We start from the raw sequence: 24,744 nt of genomic DNA on the forward strand, positions 1-24,744 counted from the left end.
GCACCATAAATTTTCTCTCCCAGCGTTAACCACGCGCCCAGAGATTCCGGCGGTTGCACGCTATGGCTTGTGGACCTTCGCACCGTCGGCTTTTATTAACAAAGCGTTAACTGCAAACTGCCCGCTTCGTAAGGGTTCCCAAAGCGCATGCCGTCTGAAAACTACTCCTTCCTCGACGTCGCCGTGCTCGACGCGGTCCGCCAGCGCTTTGCCGCCGGCGACGCGATCGCCCTTTTGTCGGCAGACCTCGAACAGGTGACCTGGGCCAACGGACCAGGGGCAGCGGTGTTCGGCTACCCCGACATCGAGGCGATCATCGGCGCATCGGCCGGCTTGCCGCCGATCGCCAGGCGCCAGATCATGGCGACAAGCGGTTTTCCACAGATCGGCCGCGACCGCGCCATCACGGTGCGGCTGGCAACCGGGCTGACCAGCCGCGCGGTTGGCTTTCTGGCCAGCGCGGTGACAATGCCTGACGGCGAAAACGCCATCATGCTGGCGGTGCCGGCGACGCAGACCGGCTCGCGCAGCGCCGCCGAGCTTGCCGCTCGGGCCATCAGCGGCTTTACCGAAGACGGTCATTTTATCGCCTTCCTCGATGCCAACGGCAACATAGAGGCCGCTTCCGATGGTTTTTCGGCACTCGGCATCCTGCCCGAAACGCTGGCAGCGCTTGTCGCCGATGTTGCGAACGAGAGCGGTCGCATCGTCAAACGCCTCGTTCCTGGCGGCACCGCTTCCTACCCGGCCGGCCTCGCCCGGCTGACGGATGAGCGGCACCTGCTGGTGGTGATCGACGAGAACCAGCTGGACTTCGAAGCAGCCCCCGCTGGCGAGCCCAGCGCGGGAGCGGCGGCCGATGCCGCAGTCCAGCCAAAAGCACAACAGGACAACCCGCCGGCAACAGTCGCGAAAACGGCTGCGGCAGCGCAGACAGTTGCGGCAGCCGACGAAAACACTTCGCTGTCGGCGGACCATGATGTTCCCGATTCCAGTGGGCCCGATTCCACTGGGCTCGATTCGACCGGATCTCATTCAACTGCGCCTGATTCAACCGAGCAGGGTCCGGAAGCGGCCGGCGGGATACCTCCACAGCATGACCATTGGTATTTCAGCGCCAGCGAGGAGGAGGCGCAAAAGCCGGGACCGGATGCATCCGGTCCTGTCGAGGCGGATGCTTCGGCGGAAAGCTTCGCACAAAATGCCGTCAGGGCCGCCTCCCCGGTCAAAAATGCCATCCTCTCGATCGACCGCGCGGCGGCGCCCCTGCGTTTCGTCTGGCGCACCGACGCCGAGGGCAGGTTCAGTGCGCTGTCGCCGGAATTCGCGGAACTCGTCGGCAAGCCTGCCGCCGATGTGATCGGCCGGCGCTTCAGGGACGTCGCGGCCACCTTCGACCTCGATGCGACCGGCGACATCGCCGGCCTGCTCGACCGACGCGATACCTGGTCCGGCCGCTCGGTGCTGTGGCCGGTTGCCGGCACCGATTTCAAGATACCCGTCGACCTAGCGGCGCTGCCCGTCTACGGCCGCAGCCGTGCCTTCGAGGGCTTTCGCGGTTTCGGCGTTGCCCGCACCGGCGATGCGGTGGTCGATCCGGAAGCGATCGGCATGGCGCTTGTCGCCAATGCCGACGTCCCCGTGGCCGTCGAGCCGGAAGTCGCCAAAACGCCTGACGAAACCGACCCGTTCCAGGGCGAGGTGCCGGCGCTGACCATCGTGCCGCAGCCGGAGCGGCGCTTAGCCGACAAGGTGATCCGGTTGGCGGAGCACAGGCAGCCGGCCAACGACAAAGGCCTGTCGACGCTGGAACGCAGTGCATTCCGTGAGATCGGCGAACGGCTCAAGAAGGACAATCCCCCGACCGAACAGCCCGCTGCCGCAATTGCGGCAGAGCCGGCTGCGGCGGAACCGACCGAAACCGATGTCGAAGACGAGAAGGATGTCGCAAGGCTCGACGGTGAGCAGCCGCAAGCAACCGTGTCCGACATCTCAGGCTCGCTGCTCGACTACGCCGACCGGGACTATGTCGCCGACGATAGCGACGGTGCGCCGGTCTCCGAGCCGGACAAACTGGCGCAGGAGATCGTTGAGCCCACCGACGCCGCCAGTCGATCGATCGCCGAAGACGCCGACAGCATGACGGCCGCCGATTTCCGCGATGCAGAAGACAGCGCGGACTCGGCGCGACCCGATGACGGCGAAACCGGTTCGCCAACCGATGGCATCGGCGATGCCGGCGACGTCGAGCCGGCGACGGTCGAGCGGCCGCGCCTGCCGGTGCCGCCGCTCAAGCTCGAAGGGTTCGTGCCGTCGGCTTTTTCGACCGCGGACGACAACAAGGCTCCGGACATTTCGATCCTCGGCAAGCTGCCGGTGCCGCTGCTGATCCATTCCGGCGACGACCTTCACTATGCGAACGAGGAATTCCTCAGCCTGACCGGCTATGACACGCTCGACCAGCTGGAGGATGCCGGTGGCCTCGACGCGCTGTTTGCCGATCCTTACGACGGCAGCGCCTCCGATGGAACCGACCACGCGCTGCGGTTGAAGACGCGTGACGATCAGGAATTCCCGATCGAGGCCATTTTGCGCTCGGTGCCATGGCGTGGCGGCAAGTCGCTGATGCTGGTCGTGCGCCGTTCCGGCGACGACGAGGCAGCAGGTGCCGCCGACGACCAGACGCAGCCGGACACTTTCGAGCTCAAGGCGCGCATTGCCGAGATGCGCACCATCATCGACACCGCGACCGACGGCGTCGTGCTGATCGGCCGAGACGGAACGATCCGCTCGATCAGCCGACCGGCGGAGGCGCTGTTCGGTTTCGACAGCGACGAGGTGACCGGAAAACCCTTCGTCTCGCTGTTCGCGATCGAAAGCCAGCGCGCCGCGCGAGACTATCTCGACGGATTGTCTGAGCCCGGCGTGGCGAGCGTGCTCAACGACGGCCGCGAGGTGATCGGACGCGAGGCGCAGGGGCGCTTCATTCCGCTGTTCATGACCATCGGCAGGCTGCCCAACGACAGCGGTTTCTGCGCGGTGGTGCGCGACATCACCCAGTGGAAGCGGGCCGAAGAGGATCTGACCCAGGCGCGCGCCGTGGCCGAGCGCGCTTCCTCGCAGAAGACCGACTTCCTCGCCCGTATCAGCCACGAAATCCGCACGCCGCTCAATGCCATCATCGGCTTCTCCGAGCTGATGGTCGACGAGAAATTCGGACCGGTCGCCAATGACCGCTACCGCGACTATCTGCGCGACATCAACCGGTCGGGCAACCATGTGCTCGACCTGGTCAACGATCTGCTCGATATTTCGAAAATCGAGGCCGGCCAGCAGGAGATGGCCTATGAGGCAGTGTCGCTCAACGACACGCTGGCCGAGACGGTGGCGATGATGCAGCCGCAAGCCAACCGCGAACGTGTCATCATCCGCTCCAGCTTCGCCTCCCGGCTGCCGGAAGTGGTGGCCGATCTGCGCAGCGTGCGCCAGATCGCGCTGAACATCCTGTCGAATGCCATCCGCTACACGCAGGCCGGCGGCCAGGTGATCGTATCGACAGCCTACGAGAACTCCGGCGACGTCGTGATGCGCGTGCGCGACACCGGCATCGGCATGAGCCAGTCCGAGATCGAGCAGGCGCTCAAGCCGTTCAAGCAGCTCAACGCGCTTAAGCGCGGGCGCGGTGACGGCACCGGTCTCGGGCTGCCGCTGACCAAGGCCATGGTCGAGGCGAACCGGGCCCGGTTCACCATCAACTCGACACCCGGCGAGGGCACCCTGGTCGAAGTCGCCTTCCCGTCGACCCGCGTGCTGGCGGATTAGGGCAGCGGATCTTCAGTCGTCCGTGTCGCCGCTCTATCTCTTTGTTTAAGCACCGGATTTCCCAAAACCGGTGTCCACTTTGGCTCATGCTCGGCACACAAAAGAAAGGCGTCCAACAGGACGCCTTGAATGATCGATTGCTGTACATCGGGGGCTTGAGCGAATTCAGATCCTCCGGGGATTTAGAGGAACGGGATTTCTCCCTCAAGTTACGCACGACTATCGATGTCGGCCCTTAACAAAACCTTACCGGCACCGCGAATAATTTACCAATGTGTACCACTCATGAAATCTAGGTAAATTCGAGCGAGATATTTCGTTAACCATGCTCGGCTCCGTTTGAACGCGTGACGGATCGCATGTCTTGACCTCGAGAAACTAATCGGCCAGCTGCGGCAGGTCGCGGAACAGCTCGAGCGCTTCGGGATTGGCCAGCGCCTCCTTGTTCTTGACGGCACGGCCATGCACCACGTCGCGCACCGCAAGCTCGGTAATCTTGCCCGATTTGGTGCGTGGAATGTCGGCGACGGCGACGATTTTAGCCGGCACGTGGCGCGGGCTCGCGCCGCTGCGGATTTTCGCCCGGATGCGTTTTTCCAGCTCGGCGTCGAGTTCAACGCCGGCAGCCAGCCGCACGAACAGCAAGACCCGCACATCATTGTCGAAATCCTGGCCGATGCACAGCGCTTCCAGGATTTCCGGCATTTGCTCGACTTGGTTGTAGATTTCCGCCGTGCCGATCCGCACACCGCCCGGGTTGAGCGTCGCGTCGGAACGGCCGTGGATGATCAGGCCGCCATGGGCGGTCCATTCGGCGAAGTCACCGTGGCACCAGACATTGTCGAAGCGCTCGAAATAGGCGGCGTGGTATTTCTTGCCTTCGGGATCGTTCCAGAAGCCGATCGGCATCGCCGGGAACGCCTTGGTGCAGACGAGCTCACCCTTTTCCTGCCTGAGCGGCTGGCCGTCGTCGTCCCAGACATCGACGGCGAGGCCGAGGCCGGGTCCCTGGATCTCTCCGATCCATACCGGTTGGGTCGGTACGCCGAGCACGAAGCAGGAGACGATGTCGGTGCCGCCGGAGATGGAGGCGAGATGCACGTCTTTCTTGATGCCGCCATAGACGAAGCGGAAATCTTCCGGCGACAGTGGCGAGCCGGTGGAGGAGATCGTGCGCACGCTGGAAAGATCGTGCGTGTTGATCGGCCTGAGGCCGGCCTTGCGCACGGAATCGATGAATTTGGCCGAGGTGCCGAAATAGGTCATCTTCTCTGCGTCGGCGAAGTCGAACAGCACGTTGCCGTCAGGGTAGAAGGGCGACCCGTCATAAAGCAGAAGGGTTGCGCCCGACGCCAAGCCGGAGACCAGCCAGTTCCACATCATCCAGCCACAGGTGGTGAAATAAAAGAAGCGGTCGCCGTCGAGCAGGCCGGCGTGGAGCCGTTCTTCCTTTACATGCTGGATCAGCGTTCCGCCGGCCGAATGGACAATGCATTTGGGAATGCCGGTCGTTCCGGAAGAAAACAGGATGTAGAGCGGATGCGCGAACGGCAACCGTTCGAAGGTGACCGACTTGGCAGCGAAGGATGAGACCGCCTCGTCCAGCGCAGTCGCCTTCTCGATGGTCGCCGCCACATCGGTCGACGTGCCGAGATAGTCGACGATCAGGATCTTGCGGACGGTGACGAGCTTTGCCGCAACGGCCGCGATCTTGTCGGCAACCTCGATCGCCTTGCCATTGTACCAGTAACCGTCGGGCGCGATGAAGACGACAGGCTCGATCTGGCCGAACCGGTCCAGAACGCCCTGCTCGCCGAAATCGGGAGAGCAGGACGACCACACGGCGCCGATCGAGGCTGTCGCCAGCATTGCCGCGACCGTCTCCGGCATGTTGGGCATCATGGCAGCGATGCGGTCGCCCTTTTTCACCCCGAGCGACAGGAAAAGCTGCTGCAGCCGCGAGGTCAGCGCATGCAACTCGTTCCAGGAGAGCCGGCGCTCGACCTTGTCCTCGCCGCGAAAGACGATGGCGTCACCGAGCCCGGTTTTTATCAACAGGTTCTCGGCGAAGTTAAGCTTGGCGTCGGGAAAGAAGGCGGCGCCGGGCATCTTCTCGCCATCGACGAGCACGTGCTCGCCCCCACTGATCCCGCCGCTGGCGCCCCCATTGGCGCCCTTGTCGCCGACAATCCCGCAAAAGTCCCAGACCAGGCTCCAGAACGCCTCGCGATCGTCGATCGACCAACGATGAAGATCGCCGTAGGAGGAAAAAAACCTGCCGGTTGCGGCCGCCGCGGCCTGCATGAAGGCGGTCATCGGCGCCGCGTCGATCTGGTCTTTGGTCGGTATCCAGAGCGGTGCGTCGCCAGCCATGATCGTTCCTCCTTAAAGCACGTTACGCTTGAAGAGATTCACGCGACGCGCTTTAGACTTTTGTTATTATCATGTCGTTATCCAAAAACGTTGCGCATTTTGGCGACATGCATTGGCATCGCTTATGCATATCGCAGCGCAGCAGAGCAAGATTTTGTTCGGCCGAGCGACGCGGATATGCGCAAATGCCATCGCTGGGCCATAAAGACTTGAAATGCGTCAGCCCTAAGTCGTAGGTAAACGACTGGGGTTACACCCGTCGGGCGATTTTTTGTCGGAACGGAAGCATACGGGGCGACATGCCATCACCTTTGATCCGGCGCGGAATATGGGCGATCGGCGTTGCCGTGCTGGTCATCGCGCTGGCCGTTGCCGCCCTGCCGCTCGTCGCCTCGACCCGTATCGTGCGCGACCGCATCGCCTGGGAAATGAGTGCGTGGAGCGGTTTCAGGGTCACCATCGACGGCGCGCCACGGATCGAGGTCTGGCCGAATTTCCGTGCCATCTTGGCCGACGTGACGCTTTCGCAATGGACAGAAACCGACGCGCCGCCGGTGATCGAGGCTGAACGGGTCGAGGTCAATCTCTCCGCCATGGCGGCGTTGCGTGGCAATGTGGTGTTCTCGACGGCGCGGCTGATCCGGCCGACGATCAGGGTTCAACGCGCAGCACATGGATTTTTCCTGCCCGCCCTGCCTTCGGGCGGGCGCATCACCCGATCCATCGACATCGCTCGCGCCGTTGTCAGCGCCAATCCAGCCAAGCCGGACCTGGGCAAGCTGCCGACTGATCCGTTCGGCACCGTGGAGTTCAGGAACGGCCGCGTGGTGACCTCGGTCGATGGCAAGGACGCTGAGATACTGAGCAGCCTGAGCGGCCAGGCGAACTGGGCCGCAATGAACAGCAATGCGACGCTGTCGGCGACCGGGATCTGGCGCGGCGAAAGCGTCGCCGTGGATGCCGCGTCGTCAAACCCGCTGGTGCTGTTTGGCGGAGGTGCGGCGCCGATGACGCTCTCCTTCAAGGCGGCCCCTGCCAGTTTTTCGTTCGACGGCGTAGCCAGCATGTCCGAGAATGCCTATTTCGACGGCCAGGCAAAATTTGCCGCACCCTCGCTCAGGCGCGCGCTCGAATGGTCGCGGGCCGGCATCGCGCCGGGCGCAGCAATTGGCTCGGTTTCCGTTTCCAGCAAGCTCACGGCGACCTCCGGCCGCATTAAATTCGAAAACACCGAGATCGCCTTGGACGACAATCCGGGAATGGGTGCGCTGGATTTCTCCTTTGGCGAGGCGCGGCCAGTGATCGCCGGTACGCTCGCCTTCGAGACGCTCGACCTGCGGTCGTTTCTCTCCGCCTTCGCACCCCTGGCGCCCGCGAACGGCGCTGGCCCCGGCGAAATCGACATAAGCGTCGCCGACCGCATCGATCTCGATCTCAGACTGTCGGCAGCGCAGGCCACCGCAGGCGCCATCCAGCTTGCCGACGTCGCCGCCACCGCCCAGGTCAAGAACGGTCTTGCCGTCTTCGATATTTCCGATGCATCGGCCTTTGGCGGCAACATCCAGAGCAGTCTTCGTTTCGACCGCAAGCCGGAAGGCACGCAGGTCGAGATCAGGCTGCTCGCCTCCGACATCGACGGCGGCGCTTTTGGCACCGCAGCCGGAATGACGCGACTGGTGCCGATCGGCACGGGAACCGTTTCGGTCATCCTCAAGGGGCCGGGCAGAACCTGGGATTCCATTTTCGAAAACGCCGACGGCTCGGTTTCGGCGAAATTCGGCCAGGGCGCGTTGAGCCGGTTCAACCTGCCGGCGTTTCTCAAACACAATGAACAGGGCGGGTTCTTCGCGCTCGATGATGTCTCCGACGGAACGCTGCCGATCGACGGGGCCGAACTCAAGGCGAGCATTTCGAACGGTGTGGCGAAGATCGACAAGGCCGAAGCGAATTCGGCGAAGTACAAGATCTGGCTTTCCGGCATCGCCTCCTATGCCGGGCGCGGGCTGGCGCTGTCCGGCGGCATCATTCAGGCGGACCAGCCAGCCACGCAGACAAATAGCCAAGGTCCCAACCAGTCTTCGTTCTTCATCGGCGGAACGTGGAGCACGCCGTTCATTTCGCCGATAAGCCGCGGGGTATCCGGCGAGTAGGCAACAAAGCTGCTGCGGTCGTCGTCAGAAGTGCTTCCTGCCGGCTTTTGCTGCTGCCGCCCCTTTCGTCACCCACGCCGAGCGGCCTGCTCGTCGCGCTGGCGCTGGACCTTGCGCCGCTTGTTGGCGAGCGACGCGATAATGACGCCGACCGCCACAACCGCGATCAGGATGGTGCAGGCGGCGTTGATCTCCGGCGTTACACCGAGACGAACCTGGCTGTAGATCTTCATCGGCAGCGTGGTGGCGCCAGGCCCTGAAGTGAAGCTGGCGATGACCAGATCGTCGAGCGACAGTGTGAACGCCAGCATCCAGCCGGACACGATCGCCGGCATGATGACCGGCAGCGTGATCTGGAAGAAGGTCTTCACCGGCGGCGCGCCAAGATCCATCGCGGCTTCTTCGAGCGAGCGGTCGAACGTGATCAGGCGCGACTGCACGACGACGGCGACGAAGCACATGGTCAGGGTGATGTGGGCAAGCGTGACGGTGACAAAACCGCGGTCGAGACCGACGGCGACGAAGAGCAGCAGCAGCGACAAGCCGGTAATGACTTCCGGCATGACCAGCGGCGCAAAGACCATGCCGGAAAACAGCGTCCGGCCCTTGAAGCGCGTGTAGCGCGTCAAGGTGAGAGCCGCCAGCGTGCCGAGCACGGTCGCCACGGTGGCCGAGATGACGGCGACACGGGCCGTTACCCAGGTGGCGTCCATGAGGCCCTGGTTGTGGAACAGCGAGACGTACCATTTGGTCGAGAAGCCGCCCCAGACAGTGACCAGTTTCGATTCGTTGAAAGAGAAGACGACGAGCAGGACGATCGGCAGGTAAAGAAAGGCAAAGCCGAGCACGATCGAAGTGATGTTGAAGCGGCTCCAGGTCGGGTTCATTTGTCCTGCTCCTGGGCGCGGGCCTGGGCCCGCTGGAAGAGCATGATCGGCACGATCAGCAGCAACAGCAGGATGACGGCGACGGCCGAAGACACCGGCCAGTCACGATTGGCGAAGAACTCGTTCCACAGCGTCTTGCCGATCATCAGCGTCTGTGAGCCGCCGAGCAGGTCGGGAATGACGAACTCGCCGACCGCGGGGATGAACACCAGCAGGCAGCCGGCGATGACGCCGGGCAGCGACAATGGAAAGGTGATCTTCCAGAAGGCGCTGGTCGGTGGGCAGCCGAGATCCTTGGCCGCCTCGATCAGCGAATAGTCCATCTTTTCCAGCGACGAATAGAGCGGCAGCACCATGAACGGCAGGTAGGAATAGACGATGCCGATGAAGATCGCCGTATAGGTGTTGAGGATGATCAGCGGCTGGCTGATTACGCCGGTGGCGAGCAGCAGCTGGTTGAGCAGCCCCTCAGGCTTGAGGATGCCGATCCAGGCGTAGACCCGGATCAGGAACGAGGTCCAGAACGGCAGGATCACCAGCATCAGCAAAGTCGGGCGCAGCATCGCCGGGGCGCGCGCCATGCCGTAGGCGATCGGGTAGCCGACAAGCAATGTCAGCACCGTCGAGATGGCGGCGACGATGACGCTGGTCACATAGGCGTTGACGTAGAGCGCGTCCTGCGTCAGCCATGTGTAGTTGTCGATGCTGAGCTCATTCAGCTGGGCGAAGAAACCGGCAAGGCCGTCGCCGAAGCCGAGCACCGGTGTGTAGGGCGGTATGGCGATCGCGGTCTGCGACAGCGAGATCTTGAAGACGATGACGAACGGAATGAGGAAGAAGAAGACCAGCCAGAGATACGGAATGAGGATGACAAGACGGCCAACGAAGGCCTCTCCCGTTCTGGCCAGGGCGGATTTGCCGGCAGCGGTGGCTCGAGAGCTTGTTGCAGCGGTGACAGCGGCATTCGACATGGCCGCCCCCTATCGCGTCAGCACGACGCCGGCATCCGGCCGGAACGACACCCAGGCACGGTCGTTCCAGCTCAGCGGATCCTCGGTGATGCGGGCCGCGTTCATCGTACTCGCTCGCACCACCTGGCCGTCGTCCAGCCTGACGTGATAGACGGTCATGTCGCCGAGATAGGCGATATCGTAGACCTCGCCCTCGATGGCGTTGACGGCGCCGGCCGGTCTCGTCGACGATATCCTGATCTTCTCCGGCCTGATCGCGAAGGCGACGGCCGCGCCAGTTGCGGCATCGCCGGCATGCTCGGTGCGGATGGTGATGCCGTTGCCGGCATCGATGCTTGCCGCACCCGCCTCGCCATGCGCAATCTTGCCTTCGAACATGTTGACGTTGCCGACAAAGCCGGCGACGAAACGGGAACCCGGCGCCTCGTAGACTTCGGCCGGCGTCGCCACCTGCATCACCTCGCCCTTGTCGATGATGGCGATGCGGTCGGCCATTGTCATCGCCTCTTCCTGGTCGTGGGTGACGACAACGAAGGTGAGGCCGAGTGACTGCTGCAGATCCATCAGCTCGAACTGCGTTTCCTCGCGCAGCTTCTTGTCCAGCGCGCCCAACGGCTCGTCGAGCAGCAGCACCTTCGGCCGCTTGGCGACCGAGCGGGCAAGCGCGACGCGCTGGCGCTGGCCGCCGGACAATTGGTGCGGCTTGCGCTTGGCGAACTGCTCGAGCTTGACCAGCTTCAGCATCTCTCCAACGCGCGCCGCGATCTCGGGCTTCGGCATGCCGTCCTGCTTGAGGCCGAAGGCAATGTTGTTCTCGACCGTCATATGCGGGAACAGCGCATAGGACTGGAACATCATGTTGACCGGCCGCCGGTATGGCGGGATGCCGCGCAGATCCTGGCCGTCGAGCAGGATGCGGCCGGCGGTCGGCTCCTCGAAACCGGCGAGCATCCGCAGAAGCGTCGACTTTCCGCAGCCGGATGCGCCGAGCAGGGCAAAGAACTCGCGCTCGAATATGGTCAGCGACAAATTGTTGACGGCGGTGAAGTCACCGAACTTCTTGGTGACCTTGTCGAACTGGATGTACGGCTTGGTGTTCGGATCGTTCCATGGCGCGAAATCCCTGCGGATGCTGCCAAGCGATTTCATGTCCCACTCCGTCCTGCGTTCTATCCCCAAAAGGACTTGACCCCGGCAGCACCTGCCGGGGTCGTTGATGTCGCTTACTGCCCGGTGACGATCCTGGTCCAGGTGCGGGTGACGACGCGCTGGGTCTTGGAATCGTAGGGGGTGATGGTGAACAGTTTCGCCAGCGTCGCCTCGTCCGGGTAGATCGCCGGATCCTCGAGTATCTCCTTGTCGATGAACTGCTGCGACGCCTTGTTGCCATTGGCGTAGAAGACAAAATTGCTCGCCTTGGCGATGACTTCCGGCTTCATTATGTAGTTCAGGAATTCATGCGCCTCGGCGACATGCGGCGCGTCGGCCGGGATCGCCATCTGGTCGAACCACATTTCGGCGCCTTCCTTCGGCACGGAATAGGCGATCTCAACGCCCTGGTTTGCTTCCGTCGCACGGTCGCGCGCCTGGAACACGTCGCCCGACCAGCCAACGGCCAGGCAGATGTCGCCATTGGCCAGCGCGTTGATATATTCCGACGAGTGGAACTTGCGGATGTAAGGCCTGACCTTCAGCATCACTTCTTCGGCCTTGGCGAAATCGTCCGGCGACGTGGTCTCGGGATCAATGCCCAGATATTTGAAGGCGTTCGGCACGATGTCGCTCGGAGAATCGAGGACATAGACGCCGCAATCCTTCAGCTTGGCCAGCTTTTCCGGGTTGAAGAACACGTCCCAGCTGTCGATCTTGTCGGTGCCGAGCGCTTCCTGCACTTTCTTGACGTTATAGCCGAGGCCGACCGTGCCCCACATGTAGTTGATCGAATATTCGTTGCCGGGATCGTACTTGGTCGTGCGCTCCGAAACGACGTCCCACATGTTGGAAATGTTGGGCAGCTTCGGCTTGTCGAGCTTCTGGAACACCCCTGCCTGGATCTGGCGTGCGAGGAAATTGGCGGTCGGTACGACAACGTCGTAGCCGCTGCCGCCGGCAAGCAGTTTCGTCTCAAGCAGCTCGTTGGAATCGAAGGTGTCGTAGGTGACCTTGATGCCCGTTTCCTTGGTGAAGTCGTCGATGATCGAGCTGTCGATGTAATCCGACCAGTTATAGACGTTGACGACGCGCTCCTGGGCATGAGCGCCGAGGGTGAAAAGCGCCAGAAATGCCGAGGTCGCCGAAAGCCAGAATGCTTTGCGGATCATGCGTCTCTCCTTTGATGAGTGTTCCATCGCCAGCTCGTCGCGGGGGTGCGCGGCTGGGCGTTTGCTTCAGATTATTGGGCTTTCCGACAAGCGACAAGCGCGAACCGCCAACACGACAGCGGTTCGATGCGCAACGGCCGAGCCCCCCGTTTCCATGTCGTGATCCAGGTGGCATGCCGGCGCCGTCAAAGGCTCTCGCCACGGCGCGGGCAGGGATACGACGATGTTGTCCGGTCTCGGTCGGGCCGGAGGGGAGACTTGGCAAGATGAGCCTGTCTTGTTGTTGCCGTATTTGCAGCCTGCCCGCGCGGCTGCGCCATTGTCAATGGCTCATCTCGCTTTGGCGCGTGCGCTGCATCAATTAGGCGACGGCATACCGGTGACACCCGGCCGCACCGGCCGCGTCTGACGCTTGAATTCGAGCCCGATATGGACGAGCAGCGCCGTGACCACGACCGTGCCGCCAAGGATGGTGCGTCCCGACGGCACCTCGGAATGGATGAGCCAGACCCAGATCGGGCCGAGGATCGGCTCGAAAGTACCGAGCAGTGCTGCGACTGCAGCCGGGACGAGCCGGGCACCGGTCGCGAAGAAGGCAAGGCCGAGACCGAGATTGACCACGCCGAATGCAAACAGGAAGCCCATGTCGCTGCTGGAAACGCCGAATTGCGATGCCTGCGACGCCGCGAATGCGGCGGCAATCATCGTGCCGAGGCAGGTCGCCGGCGTCATGCGCACATGGGCAAAGCGTCGCGTGATGACCGTGGCGATCGAAAACATCACGGCGATAAGCAGCGCCAGGCCGTCACCGATGGGCGACACCGCGCCATCGAGCGATTCCGATACCATGATGGCAACGCCGGCAATGACGGCGGCAATCGCCACCCAGGTCGCCAAGGCCACCCGTTCGCGAAACAGCACCCAGGCAAACAGCGCCGCCAGGAGCGGCACGCCGGCCTGCATCAAAAGGATGTTGGCGACAGTGGTGTAGGCAAGCGCCACGACGAATGAGGTCGATGCGGTGGCGAAGCAGAACGCCACGGCAAGGCCGGGCAGGCCCATGCCGCGGAACAACCTCACCGTGCCGTGCCAGCCGTCGCGCCAGACCATGAAGCAGATGAGGAAGGCGGCGGCCCAGACCGAGCGCCAGAACACCACCGTCCAGCTGTCTCCGGCGTCGATGAAACGGGCGATGGCGCCACCGAAACTCCACATCAGCGCCGACAGGAAAATCAGCAGGAAGCCGACACGCTCGTCACGCGGCGAGACGACAGGCGAAACGGCTAACGGTGATGATGATATATCGGTCATGATTGCGACTGTCGGCGATTTCGAGGCAACACGATGCACAGCGGACGACAGAAACGTGCCACATTCGCCTATCGCAAAGGCAGCGGCGGAGCGTGGTCCACCGGGCAGCGATGGTTGTGGCAAAGACGGCAGTCGCCTGCCCGGACATCACTGGAAATCGAAGGCGCTTAGTCCGGTCACCATCTCGTCGAGGCCGAGCGGGCGCGTCACCGGCGGCTCGGCGCGCGCGAGGCAGCCGATGCGTTCGCACAGCCGGCAAGCCGGGCCAACCGGCGTGGCCGGACTTGTGCCCTGTCCGGCTTTTCCGGCCGCAACGGCAGCCGGCCCCGGCAGTGCCGCGCCATAGACGATCTCGTCACGAAAGCCGATGTCGCAGCCGAGCAGAAGCGCGGTACGGCGCGGGCGCTCCGCAAACGAGCCTTGCGGCCCCTCAAGCGTGCGGGCGACGCAGAGGAATTCGGCGCCGTCCGGCATTTCCACCGCCTCGACGAAGATCTGGCCGGGCTGGGTAAAGGCGGCATGCACGGGAAGTTTTGGACAGCCGCCACCGAAGCGGCTCTGCGGAAAACCCTGGCTGCCAGCCTTGCGGAAGCGGTTGCCGGCATTGTCGACCTCGAGCATGAAGAACGGCACGCCCGGCGTGCCCGGCCGCTGCAGCGTGGTCAACCGGTTCGCCGCCTGCTCGAAGGAGACGCCGAAGCGCGAGCGCAGCACGTCGATGTCGTAACGCGCGCGTGTGGCGGCTGCGTGAAAGGATTGATAGGGCATCATCAGCGCGTGGGCAGCGTAGCGGCCAAGCTCGAAGCGGGCGAGCCGGCGGGCCTCATCCGTGGTCAGCTTCAGCGCCTGGATCTCGCTTGCCACGGCGACCGTCATGCGGATCAGGCAGGCCTCCATCGCCACCTCGCGCAACTGGTCGAACGGCGACAGGCGCTCGGACAGGAACAGACGCTGCGAATGGCGGTCGTAGCGGCGGCGCCAGTTCGGCATGGTGGCGACCGGCAGCACCTTGACGACGATGCCGTATTCGCGCTTCAGCCAGGCCTTCAGCGCACCGAGCAGATCGTCGCCGGGATCGAGCACCGAAATGAATGCCTCGGCCTCCTCTTCCAGCGCGGCAAAATGGTTCGGACGGCGCTCGAAAATCTCGTGCACCTCGTCGATCGGCAGGCGGGCGCCGGACAGCGCCGTAGCTTTGCCCTCACCCGCCAGGAGTTCGTTGAGGTCGGAAAGGCGCTCGGCCTGCTCGCGATAAGCGCGAAACAGTTTTATCACCGCGGCGGAAGCGTTGGGCGCCGCCTCGGCAAGCTCGATCAGCTCCTGGTCACCAGGCAATTCGCCGACCAGCAGCGGATCTGAAAACACTTCCTTCAGGGCGGTGACCGACCCCCTCGCCTCGCCCTGCAATTCATGCGGGTCGACCTTGTAGACAGATGCCAGCTTGAGGATCAGCTGGACCGTCAGCGGCCGCTGGTTGCGCTCGATGAGATTGAGGTAGGACGGCGAGATGCCGAGCCCTTCGGCCATCGCCGTCTGGGTCAGGCCCTTGGCGCTGCGGATGCGGCGGATGCGCGGGCCGGCGAAGATTTTTTGATCGGCCACTCGGCTGTCCTTGACAGAATTTACATGACTCCCGCGCGGCGCTGCCATGCCGGCCTTTTACAATCATGACAGATTTACAGCGCCTGACTGTCAAACGCAACACAGGTTTTCCCTTATTTTCCAGCCAATCCTCTGGTTTTCCTCGCCTGGCCCGCGTCAAAATGTAAATGCTGTCATACCAAAACGGCGCAGAAATTTTCATGAGGCGGCGTTTCTATCCCAACAACGATCTGTCGGAGCGACCAATGACTGATTTTTACAACCTCGTCCCCTCGGCGCCGGAAGGCCGCTTCGACGGCATCGAGCGGCCCTACTCGCCGGACGACGTGAAGCGGCTGCGCGGTTCGGTCCAGATCCGGCAGAGCCTCGCCGAAATGGGCGCCAACCGGCTCTGGAGGCTCATCCACGAAGAGGATTTCGTCAACGCGCTCGGCGCCATGTCGGGCAACCAGGCGATGCAGCAGGTCCGGGCCGGGCTGAAGGCGATCTACCTGTCCGGATGGCAGGTCGCGGCCGACGCCAACACCGCATCCGCCATGTATCCGGACCAGTCGCTTTATCCCGCCAATGCGGCGCCCGAACTGGTCAAGCGCATCAACCGCACCCTGCAGCGCGCCGACCAGATCGAGACCTCCGAAGGCAAGGGGCTTTCGGTCGACACCTGGTTCGCGCCCGTTGTCGCCGATGCGGAAGCCGGCTTCGGCGGACCGCTCAACGCCTTCGAGATCATGAAGGCCTTCATCGAGGCGGGTGCCGCCGGCGTCCACTACGAGGACCAACTGGCGTCGGAGAAGAAGTGCGGCCATCTCGGCGGCAAGGTGCTGATCCCGACCGCCGCACACATCCGCAACCTCAACGCCGCGCGGCTTGCCGCCGACGTCATGGGCACGCCGACGCTGGTCGTCGCGCGCACCGACGCGGAAGCGGCAAAGCTGCTCACCTCCGACATCGACGAGCGCGACCAGCCCTTCGTCGACTATGGCGCCGGTCGTACGGTGGAGGGCTTCTATCAAGTCAGGAACGGCATCGAGCCCTGCATCGCACGGGCCGTCGCCTACGCGCCCCACGCCGACCTGATCTGGTGCGAAACCTCCAAGCCCGATCTGGCGCAGGCCAAAAAGTTCGCCGAGGGCGTGCACAGGCACCATCCCGGCAAGCTTCTCGCCTATAATTGCTCGCCGTCGTTCAACTGGAAGAAGAACCTCGACGATGCCACCATCGCCAGGTTCCAGAAGGAACTCGGCGCCATGGGCTACAAGTTCCAGTTCATCACGCTGGCCGGTTTTCACCAGCTCAATTTCGGCATGTTCGAACTCGCCCGCGGCTACAAGGCGCGTCAGATGGCGGCTTATTCCGAACTGCAGGAGGCTGAATTCGCGGCGGAAGCCCACGGCTACACCGCGACCAAGCACCAGCGCGAAGTCGGTACCGGCTATTTCGACGCCGTGTCGATGGCGATCACCGGTGGCCGGTCTTCGACGACAGCCATGCATGAATCGACCGAGCACGCCCAGTTCAAACCGGCGGCGGAATAGCACGAACGCAACAAAATAGAGGCAACGCCCCAAAAGGGGTAAAAAATACGCAAGGAGAAGACCAATGGCATCGATAAGCCGCGTCAAGGAACGGGCCGAAGAACAGGCCACCACGATGACCGTCGACCAGCAGGCGACCATCCGCATGCTGGCCAACGACCTGCACAGGCTCAACCAGTCGGTGATGAAGGCGGTCGAGGCCGGTGTGTCGGTGGAACTCGTGCGCTCGGCACGGCACCATGGCGGCGACGGCAACTGGGGCGACCTGCTGATCCCGGTCATCGTCACGCAGCGGAGCGTCGGCTGATCGAAATCCGACGAAATCCTGCTGGCGGATCCGGCATCACCTGCGCAGTTCTCTGCGCAGGTGATTTGCACTTGCACAACCAGTTTGCATGCACGGCAAGAAAAGAACTTGCTTTAAATTTTAAGCTTTCTTGCGATGTTCTCGACGCCGGTCATTTCAGCTTGACATAGGCAGCGATCTCACGGCAATTATTTCCTAGGTACAACCCTGCATTGAAACCAACGAGTGCCCGCCCTGCTCATGCGCCCCTTGAATCGCACTGTGAACCAGTTGAGTTTGATGAGCCGGAATGTGGACCCCGAAATGCTCACCGACTTCACCCGCGTGCTCGTCGTCGGAAAATCGCCGGTCAACCGGGTGGTGGTTTCGAAAATCGTCGAACGGTCCGGGCTCAAACCGATCTCGGAATCGCCCGAAACGGCAGCAACGACGCTGCGGTCGCTGATTCCCGGAGCGGTCGTCCTCGATGGCGGAGCCGACAACAAGGACTGCGACGCACTGATGTCGCGTATCGACGCGCTTCGACGCATCTCGGGCAGATCGCGTCCCTCGGTGATCCTGCTCTCGACCAAGAGCGGCACGCCGGAGAGCCTCGGGCTGTCGAGCGTCGTCGATGCGGTGGTCGTCAAGCCGATCACGACCGAACGGCTGCAGCCGGTGATCGACCATTTGATCGGGCTCGGACGCGGCTAGCCGGCGTCCTATCCGGCTCCTTCCTCGCTTCTTGCGATCGGATCTGGATATCCTGTGTCAGTGTGTGACCGCCTGACAGCGAACCCAGTCCGATGTCCTTTTGCAATTGCGACGCATCTGGGATAGCACCTTCGAACAAATCCGCAGGCATGTTCCGACTTCGCGACATGGCTGTCGATATTGGCGGATCATGACATGTCCTCAGAACAGACCATCGCCGCGCTTTGCAGGGAACTCGGGCTGCGCATCACCGGTCCGCGCCGCGTCATCATGCGCGTTCTATCCGAATCCAGCGACCATCCGGATGTGGTGGAACTCCATCGCCGTGTTGTCGCCATCGAGCCGACGATCGCGCTCGCCACTGTCTATCGCACCGTCAGCCTTCTGCGCGAAAAGGGCATTCTGGAGCGGCACACCTTCGGCGATCGGCGCGCCAGATACGAAACCGTCCCCCGCGAGCATCACGATCATCTCATCAACATCGAGACGGGAGATGTCATCGAGTTCCAGTCGGCGGAGATCGAGCGGCTCCAGGAGGAAATCGCTCGACAGCACGGATTCACGATCATCAGCCACAGACTGGAGATCTACGTGAAGCCGATCCAGAAACAGCGTCGCTCTCGTCAAACCAGAGAATGACCGCCAGTTTCTAGCCCTCCTCGCCGAGTTCCATTCGGCCCGCCTTGAGTGTGGTGACGACGAAGGCGGCAATGAAGGCGGCAGACAGCATGAGAACGATGGTCGGCGCCGGTGCGCTGTCGATGAAGAAGGACAGATAGACGCCCAGGAACGATGCGGCGACCGCAATCGCCACCGACAGGATCAGCATGGCGCTGAACTTCCTTGTCAGCAGGAAGGCGATGGCGCCCGGCGCGATCAGCATGGCAATGGCCATGATAATGCCGACCGCCTTCAGCGCGCCGACGATGGTGAGCGAGATCAGGCAAAGCAGGCCGTAATGGAGCAGGTTGACCCGAAGACCGACCGCGCGCGCCTGAGCCGGGTCGAAGGCGTGCAGCAGGAAGTCGCGCCACTTGATGCCGATGATGCCGGCCGTAATCGCAGCAATGAGCCCCGTTTCGACGATGTCGCGCAGGCCGATGCCCAGAACGTCGCCGAACAATATGTGGTCGAGATGCACGTCGGACTGGATTTTTACGTAGAGCACCAGGCCGAAGCCGAACATGCCGGAGAAGACGATGCCCATGACCGTGTCCTGCTTGATGCGGCTGTTGTCCTTGAGGAAGCCGGTGGCGAGAGCGCAGACCATCCCGGCGGCGAAGGCGCCGATCGAATAGGGGAATCCGAGGATGTAAGCGATGACCACGCCGGGAAAGACGGCGTGGCTGATGGCGTCGCCCATCAGCGACCAGCCCTTGAGAACGAGAAAGCAGGAGAGCAGCGCCGTCGGCACGGCGACCAGCACCGAAGCAATCAGCGCATTGACCATGAAGCCGAACTGGAAGGGGGCAAGCAGTGTATCGAGGACGCTCACAGGCTGGCCTCCAAGGCCCGCGCCGAGCGGCGGCGGGCTGCCAGCATTCCATGCTTGGGAGCGAAGAAGAAGGCGGCGAGAAAGATCAGCGTCTGCAGCACGACGATGATGCCCCCGGTGGCGCCGTCGAGGAAATAGCTGGCATAGGCGCCGGTGAAACTCGTGACCGCGCCGATGAGAACCGCGATGACCAGCAGGCGCGGAAAGCGGTCCGTCAGAAGATAAGCGGTCGCGCCGGGCGTCACCACCATGCAGATGACGAGAAAGGCGCCGACGGTCTGGAGCGCGGCGACCGTGGAGGCCGAAAGCAGCATGAAGAACATGATCTTGAGCGCGCTCGGGTTGAGGCCGATCGAGCGGGCATGGCTCTCGTCGAAGAAGACCACCATCAGATCCTTCCATTTCACCAGCAGGACGGCGAGCGAGACAAAGCCTATGATGGCGAGCTGAAGCGTGTCTTCCGGAGTGATGGCCAGAATGTTGCCGAGCACGATCGTCTGGATATTCACCGAGGTCGGCGACAGCGACACCATGAACAAGCCGAGGCCGAAGAAGGAGGAGAAGATCAGGCCGATGATGGCGTCTTCCTTCAGCTTGGTGCGCTGGTTGAGGAAGAGCATCGCCGCGGCGGCGAGCCCGCCGGAGAAGAAGGCGCCGATCGAGAAGGGAAGGCCCAGCATATAGGCGCCGGCGACGCCCGGCACGATCGAATGCGATAGCGCGTCACCGATCAGCGACCAGCCTTTCAGCATCAGATAGCAGGACAGGAAGGCGCAGACACCTCCAACCAGGGCGGACACCCACATGGCATTGAGCATATATTCGTAGCCGAACGGCTCGAGCAGGACACTCATTCGTCCGGTTCCCGCATCTTGTGCTGCATGGCTCCGTTCTCTCCGTAGAAGACCAGTGGCCGCTCGTCGTCGGTGATGACGGCAAGGCGGCGCCTGTCGTCGTCCTCATGCAGCCCGGCGCCGCCCAGCACGAAATGACGCAAGACGCCGCCGAAAGCCTTTTCCAGGTTCGCCTGCGTGAAGGTCTGGCCAGTCGGCCCGTAGGCAAGGACCGTGTTCCGGAGCAGCACGGCACGGTCGCAGAACTCCGGCACGCTACCCAGATTATGCGTCGAGACCAGCATCACCCGGCCTTCGTCCCGGAGCGCGCGCAGCAGTTCGATGATAGCGTCCTCGGTCCTGACGTCGACGCCAGTGAAGGGCTCGTCGAGCAGGATGACGCGCCCGTCCTGCGCCAGCGCCCGAGCGAGAAAGACGCGCTTCTTCTGCCCGCCGGAAAGCTCGCCGATCTGGCGCTTGCGGAAATCGCTCATGCCGACACGCGCAAGCGCTGATGTTACCGCCTCGCGATCAGCAGCCTTCGGAATGCGCATCATGCCCATATGGCCGTAACGCCCCATCATGACGACGTCCTCGACCAGTACTGGAAAGTCCCAGTCGACCTCCTCGGCCTGCGGCACATAGGCGACGACGTTCTTTCTCAGCGCGGCCGCGGCCGGCCGTCCGAGAACAAGAATCTCTCCCTTTGCCAGCCGCACGAAGCCCATGATGGCTTTGAACAGCGTCGACTTGCCCGAGCCGTTGACACCGACAAGTGCCGTGATCGTGCCTGTCGGAATTTCAAAGCTCGCATCGCGCAGCGCCGTGAGGCCGTTGCGGTAGGTGACGGTCGCGCCGCGCACGGCGAGACCGCCTCCCGCATCCTGCGACGCGGCGGCAAGAGGCGGAACGGCTTCGTTCATTGCGACAGCCCTGCGGCGAGGCCTTTCTGAATTGTATCCGATGTCACACGCAGCAGGTCGATATAGGTCGGCACCGGGCCGTCCGCCTCGCTGAGGGAATCGACGTAGAGCACGCCACCGTAATGGACCCCCGTCTCGCGCGCGACCTGCCGGGCCGGCTTGTCCGACACGGTGCTTTCACTGAAGACGGCGACGATCTTGTTGTCCCTGACGGCGTCGATCACCTTGCGAACCTGCTGCGGGGTGCCTTGCTGGTCAGCGTTGATCGGCCACAAATAAAGCTCCTTCAGCGCGAAATCGCGTGCGAGGTAGGAGAAAGCGCCTTCGCTCGACACCAGCCAGCGCCTGTCCTGCGGGATCGAGGCAAGCTTATCGCGGATCGGCGCGACGGCCGCCTCTATCTTTGCCTTGTAGGCTTCTGCATTGGCCTTGTAGGTCTCGGCATGCGCCGGATCGTGCTCGACGAAGGCGTCGCGGATGTTGTCGACGTAGATCAGCGCGTTTGTCGGCGACATCCAGGCATGCGGATTCGGTTTGCCGTTATAGGGCCCCTCGGCGATGCTCATCGGTTGGACGCCCTCGGAGATGATGGCGCCGGGCACGTCGCTGAGGTTCTGGAAGAATTTTTCGAACCAGAGTTCGAGGTTGAGTCCGTTCCACAGAATGAGCTGTGCGCCCTGCGCCCGCTGAATGTCGCCCGGCGTCGGCGCGTAATTGTGGATCTCCGCCCCCGGCTTGGTGATCGATTCCACGATCGCTGCGTCGCCCGCCACGTTCTTCGCCATGTCGGCGATGACGGTGAAGGTGGTCACGGCCTTGAATTTTTCCTGCGCTTTCGCTGGGCTTGAAGCCACTGCCGCAGCGAAAACCGCAGCTATCAACCCGACGGCAACCCATCGCCCGTATCTCTCGATCATCAAAATCTCCTGTCGCGATTTGCTCGCATGCGGCGCGGGCGCTGTGACGCTGCGCTTGTCGTATATTCTGCAATTGCGACTGATTTGCAAGTAGAAAACGATTTTACAGCATCGATTGTACAAGAGCCGCGCGTTGGAGGGGGCCGCGATGGAGGGCCGCGCGATGGAGGGTCAGCGACAGCGCGGCTCTTTGGCGGAGCCGACAACAAGGATGGCGACGCGCAATGTCCGGCATCGATACGCCTGCCGCGCACGTCCGGTCCGACGCCGAGACATGCGATCAGCCGGCTTTCCCGATGCTTTCGACCAGCCGGGGCAGTTCCGAGAGATCGGCTATCTGGCGGAAGCGAGGCGCGGTGACCGGCGGCTCGACATGTTCCAGCGCCCAGGTCAGTTCATGCGGCACGTGGATGCCCCAACTGCCGGCCTCGATGGCCGGCACCACGTCCGACTTGAGCGAATTGCCGACCATCATGCTTTTTTCGGCGCCATCACCGTGGCGGCTGAAGATGCTGGTATAAGTAGCGGGGCTCTTGTCGCTGACGATCTCGACGGCATCGAACAGGTCACCGAGGCCCGATTGCGCCAGCTTGCGTTCCTGATCGAAAAGGTCGCCCTTGGTGATCAGCACCAGGCGATAGGCGTCCGCCAGTTTTTCAACGGTTTCGCGCGCATGAGGCAGCGCCTCGATCGGATGGCCAAGCATCTCGCGGCCCGCGGCGAGAATTTCGGCGATGACCGAGGCCGGCGCGCGGCCCTCGGTAATCTCGATCGCCGTTTCGATCATCGACAGGGTAAAGCCCTTGATGCCGAAGCCGTAAACGGCGAGGTTGCGCTTCTCGGCCTCCAGCAATCTTGCCGAGATGTGCTCCTCCTCGGCATGATCGGCGAGCAGCGCGGCAAAGCGCTTTTCGGTGATGCGGAAGAACTGCTCGTTCTGCCAGAGCGTGTCATCGGCATCGAAGCCGATCGTGGTCAATTCATGGTTCCGCATTCGACGTCTTCAGCCGAGGTCATTGAACTTGCGTCGAACCTAAGCTGCCTGGAGCGATTTTCAACTGGCGGGCGAAGGCAGGGCCGGCTCCCCTTCCCTTCCATCACCGGCCCCGGCTATACTCCCAAATCCGCAACCCAATCTGGTGAATGATGCCGCCTGCAAAAAAGGAAGTCCGTCCGTCGAGCCGCGGAGGACGTATCCGCACGCCTGCCTTTGTGAAAAATCAACGTGGTGTGAAAAACTGGAAGGAAGTCGGCGCCTGGCTGGCGTGGCGCGGCATCGAGGATATCGAATGCATCACCCCCGACCAGGCCGGTGTTGCGCGCGGCAAGATGATGCCGTCGAAGAAATTCACCTCCAACACCTCGCTGGCGCTGCCTTCGGCGGTGTTCATGACGACGATCTCCGGCGGCTACCCCGAGAACGGCAACGGCTTCAACTATCCGGAAGACGACGGCGACCTCAAGCTGATGCCGGACCTTTCGACGCTGACCGTGGTGCCGTGGGAAGAGGACCCGACGGCGGCGGTCATCTGCGACCTCGTCCACCAGGACGGCCGCTCGGTCGAGTTCACGCCGCGCAACGTGCTGAAGCGTGTGCTTGCCGCTTACGTCAAGCGCGGGCTGAAGCCGGTGGTGGCGCCCGAGATCGAGTTCTACCTGGTGCGCAAGAATCCCGATCCGGACTACCCGCTGACCCCGCCGGTCGGGCGTTCGGGACGGGCGATCGGCGGTGGCGCCGGCTATTCGATTGCCGGCGTCAACGAGTTCGACGAACTGATCGACGACATCTACCATTTCTCCGAAAGCCAGGGCCTGGAAATCGACACGCTGATCCACGAGGAAGGCGCCGGCCAACTCGAGATCAATCTGCGCCACGGCGATCCGATCGAACTGGCCGACCAGGTGTTCATGTTCAAGCGCACCATCCGCGAGGCGGCGCTGAAGCATGAGATCTATGCCACCTTCATGGCCAAGCCGATCCAGGGGCAGCCCGGGTCGGCCATGCATATCCACCAATCGATCATCGAGAAGAAGACCGGCAGGAACGTCTTTTCTGCCGAGGACGGCTCGGAAACCGAAGCCTTCTTCCATTTCCTCGGCGGCATGCAGAAACATGTGCCGAACGCGCTGGTGATGTTTGCGCCCTACGTCAATTCCTATCGCCGGCTGACGCAGTCGGCTTCGGCGCCGGTCAACAACAAATGGGGCTACGACAACCGCACCACCGCCTTCCGCGTCCCGCGCTCCGACCCGGCAGCCAGGCGCGTCGAGAACCGCATCCCCTCCTCCGACGCCAATCCCTATCTGGCGATGGCCGCATCGCTCGCCTGCGGGCTGATCGGCATGACCAACAAGATCAAGGCCGAACCGCCGGTTCTCACCACCGCCAACGCGGCCGAGATCGACCTGCCGCGCAGCCTGCTCGAGGCCGTCGACTTGTTCGAAGCCGACGAGGAACTCTGCGCGCTGCTCGGCAAGTCGTTCGCCGCCACCTATGCGGCGATCAAGCGAGCGGAATTCGAGACCTTCATGGAAGTGATCAGCCCGTGGGAGCGGGAGTATCTGTTGTTGAATGTTTAGGGAGGGGAGTAGGGGAGTAGGGGA

At 62.8% G+C, this 24,744-nt stretch carries 19 protein-coding genes; 7 read left to right on the top strand and 12 right to left on the bottom strand.

All coding sequences use genetic code 11. The annotated features are described in order from the left end of the window. Positions 1-147 precede the first annotated feature (147 nt). Entirely contained in the window at positions 148-3,822 is a 3,675-nt protein-coding gene (locus tag AC0L3H_RS21465) for a PAS domain S-box protein (RefSeq protein WP_473586812.1), read from the top strand. Positions 3,823-4,200: 378 nt separating this feature from the next. Here the strand turns inward: AC0L3H_RS21465 and AC0L3H_RS21470 are convergent, their stop codons facing one another. Beyond that, the gene (locus tag AC0L3H_RS21470) at positions 4,201-6,195 is read right to left on the bottom strand and encodes an acetoacetate--CoA ligase (RefSeq protein WP_473586813.1); all 1,995 of its coding nucleotides are present in this window, start codon (positions 6,193-6,195) and stop codon (positions 4,201-4,203) included. A gap of 299 nt (positions 6,196-6,494) precedes the next feature. Here AC0L3H_RS21470 and AC0L3H_RS21475 point away from each other — a divergent pair, with 299 nt between their 5' ends. Next, positions 6,495-8,345, top strand: coding sequence for an AsmA family protein (locus tag AC0L3H_RS21475; protein ID WP_473586814.1), 1,851 nt, complete (start codon positions 6,495-6,497; stop codon positions 8,343-8,345). 68 nt (positions 8,346-8,413) lie between these two features. On the opposite strand, the gene AC0L3H_RS21480 is transcribed toward AC0L3H_RS21475, so the two are convergent. From AC0L3H_RS21480 to AC0L3H_RS21505, 6 genes are all read right to left on the bottom strand, one after another. Continuing rightward, positions 8,414-9,232, bottom strand: a complete 819-nt coding sequence (locus AC0L3H_RS21480; RefSeq protein WP_473586815.1) for an ABC transporter permease — start codon at positions 9,230-9,232, stop codon at positions 8,414-8,416. Next, a complete protein-coding gene (locus AC0L3H_RS21485; protein WP_473586816.1) occupies positions 9,229-10,203 on the bottom strand; it encodes an ABC transporter permease subunit in 975 nt (324 codons plus the stop codon). Before AC0L3H_RS21485 ends, AC0L3H_RS21480 begins: the two co-directional genes overlap by 4 nt. A gap of 9 nt (positions 10,204-10,212) precedes the next feature. Further along, a complete protein-coding gene (locus tag AC0L3H_RS21490) occupies positions 10,213-11,352 on the bottom strand; it encodes an ABC transporter ATP-binding protein (RefSeq protein WP_473493475.1) in 1,140 nt (379 codons plus the stop codon). A 74-nt stretch (positions 11,353-11,426) separates the two neighbouring features. Further along, the gene (locus AC0L3H_RS21495) at positions 11,427-12,524 is read right to left on the bottom strand and encodes a polyamine ABC transporter substrate-binding protein (protein ID WP_473586817.1); all 1,098 of its coding nucleotides are present in this window, start codon (positions 12,522-12,524) and stop codon (positions 11,427-11,429) included. 357 nt (positions 12,525-12,881) lie between these two features. Next, positions 12,882-13,835, bottom strand: a complete 954-nt coding sequence (locus AC0L3H_RS21500) for a DMT family transporter (RefSeq protein WP_287236144.1) — start codon at positions 13,833-13,835, stop codon at positions 12,882-12,884. A gap of 147 nt (positions 13,836-13,982) precedes the next feature. Next, positions 13,983-15,437: a helix-turn-helix domain-containing protein gene (locus AC0L3H_RS21505; protein WP_473586818.1), complete on the bottom strand. Its 1,455-nt coding sequence runs from the start codon at positions 15,435-15,437 to the stop codon at positions 13,983-13,985. 245 nt (positions 15,438-15,682) lie between these two features. Between AC0L3H_RS21505 and aceA the strand changes: the two genes are divergently transcribed. From aceA to AC0L3H_RS21525, 4 genes are all read left to right on the top strand, one after another. Continuing rightward, the gene (aceA, locus tag AC0L3H_RS21510) at positions 15,683-16,972 is read left to right on the top strand and encodes an isocitrate lyase (RefSeq protein WP_473586819.1); all 1,290 of its coding nucleotides are present in this window, start codon (positions 15,683-15,685) and stop codon (positions 16,970-16,972) included. Between the two features lie 64 nt (positions 16,973-17,036). Further along, positions 17,037-17,279 carry an SMc00767 family acetate metabolism repressor gene (locus AC0L3H_RS21515; protein WP_027156310.1) on the top strand — a complete coding sequence of 81 codons (243 nt, stop codon included), beginning with the start codon at positions 17,037-17,039 and terminating at the stop codon, positions 17,277-17,279. Positions 17,280-17,558: 279 nt separating this feature from the next. Continuing rightward, positions 17,559-17,972 (top strand): response regulator, encoded by a 414-nt coding sequence (locus AC0L3H_RS21520; RefSeq protein WP_473586820.1) that lies wholly within the window; start codon positions 17,559-17,561, stop codon positions 17,970-17,972. 195 nt (positions 17,973-18,167) lie between these two features. Further along, on the top strand, positions 18,168-18,611 hold the full coding sequence (locus AC0L3H_RS21525; protein ID WP_023800311.1) for a Fur family transcriptional regulator: 444 nt from the start codon (positions 18,168-18,170) through the stop codon (positions 18,609-18,611). Between the two features lie 10 nt (positions 18,612-18,621). On the opposite strand, the gene AC0L3H_RS21530 is transcribed toward AC0L3H_RS21525, so the two are convergent. The 5 genes from AC0L3H_RS21530 to AC0L3H_RS21550 all read right to left on the bottom strand — a co-directional run bounded on the left by AC0L3H_RS21530 (position 18,622) and on the right by AC0L3H_RS21550 (position 23,134). Continuing rightward, on the bottom strand, positions 18,622-19,467 hold the full coding sequence (locus AC0L3H_RS21530; RefSeq protein ID WP_473493482.1) for a metal ABC transporter permease: 846 nt from the start codon (positions 19,465-19,467) through the stop codon (positions 18,622-18,624). After that, positions 19,464-20,321: an iron/manganese ABC transporter permease subunit SitC gene (sitC, locus tag AC0L3H_RS21535; RefSeq protein WP_473586821.1), complete on the bottom strand. Its 858-nt coding sequence runs from the start codon at positions 20,319-20,321 to the stop codon at positions 19,464-19,466. The genes AC0L3H_RS21530 and sitC overlap by 4 nt, the downstream gene beginning before the upstream one ends. After that, positions 20,318-21,223, bottom strand: a complete 906-nt coding sequence (locus AC0L3H_RS21540; protein WP_473493486.1) for a manganese/iron ABC transporter ATP-binding protein — start codon at positions 21,221-21,223, stop codon at positions 20,318-20,320. Before AC0L3H_RS21540 ends, sitC begins: the two co-directional genes overlap by 4 nt. Then, positions 21,220-22,140, bottom strand: a complete 921-nt coding sequence (locus AC0L3H_RS21545; RefSeq protein ID WP_128175843.1) for a metal ABC transporter substrate-binding protein — start codon at positions 22,138-22,140, stop codon at positions 21,220-21,222. Before AC0L3H_RS21545 ends, AC0L3H_RS21540 begins: the two co-directional genes overlap by 4 nt. A 280-nt stretch (positions 22,141-22,420) precedes the next feature. After that, positions 22,421-23,134 carry an HAD family hydrolase gene (locus tag AC0L3H_RS21550; RefSeq protein WP_473586822.1) on the bottom strand — a complete coding sequence of 238 codons (714 nt, stop codon included), beginning with the start codon at positions 23,132-23,134 and terminating at the stop codon, positions 22,421-22,423. Positions 23,135-23,283: 149 nt separating this feature from the next. Between AC0L3H_RS21550 and AC0L3H_RS21555 the strand changes: the two genes are divergently transcribed. After that, complete coding sequence (locus AC0L3H_RS21555) at positions 23,284-24,720, top strand: glutamine synthetase family protein (RefSeq protein ID WP_473586823.1); 1,437 nt, start codon at positions 23,284-23,286, stop codon at positions 24,718-24,720. The last annotated feature ends 24 nt before the right edge of the window (positions 24,721-24,744 follow it).

The organism is Mesorhizobium sp. WSM4816 (genome assembly GCF_055811535.1).